Source organism: Thiolapillus sp. (assembly GCF_048562965.1).
GTDB lineage: Bacteria > Pseudomonadota > Gammaproteobacteria > Chromatiales > Chromatiaceae > Thiolapillus > Thiolapillus brandeum_A.
In genome coordinates this window covers 1-549 of sequence record NZ_JBHNMF010001582.1, presented here as the reverse complement: position 1 = coordinate 549, position 549 = coordinate 1, and the positions used below count along the sequence as shown (strand labels likewise).

The window sequence follows — 549 nt, the reverse complement described above, 5'->3', positions numbered from 1 at the left end:
CGCACGAAGGTCAGCAAGGCTGATGTGGCCATCGGCAAGATCCGCAAACTCTACGCCATCGAGAAACGGATCGAAGCCCTGCCGCCGGAAGAAAAGACCCGGCAGCGCCAGCAGCTGGCGCAGCCGGTACTCAATGACCTCAAGGCCTGGTTGGAGAAAAACCGCACCCGGGTGCCCAAGGACAGCCTGACGTATAAGGCCATGCAATACACGCTCAACCAGTGGGAACTGCTGACGGGCTATCTTGCCGATGGACGACTGCACATCAGCAACGCCCTGGCGGAAAACGCCATCCGACCCTTTGCGGTGGGACGGCGGAACTGGCTCTTTGCCGATACCCCGCGTGGCGCAAAAGCCAGCGCCACCGTCTACAGCCTGATCGAGACGGCCAAGGCCAACGGGCTGGAACCCTTTGCCTACATCCACCCTGTGCTGCAGCACATTGGTGGGGCCAGTACAGTTGAAGAGATCGAGGCCCTGCTACCTTGGAACGTCACCCTCAGTAAGCTGCAAGAGGGCTGATTCTCTGGCGCTTACGGTATGTTTATC

At 59.7% G+C, this 549-nt stretch carries 1 protein-coding gene; it reads left to right on the top strand.

What is annotated here, in order from left to right:
• On the top strand, positions 1–522 hold a 522-nt coding region (locus ACOCD2_RS25620), incomplete at its 5' end, for an IS66 family transposase (protein WP_419626407.1).
• Between the last annotated feature and the right edge of the window lie 27 nt (positions 523–549).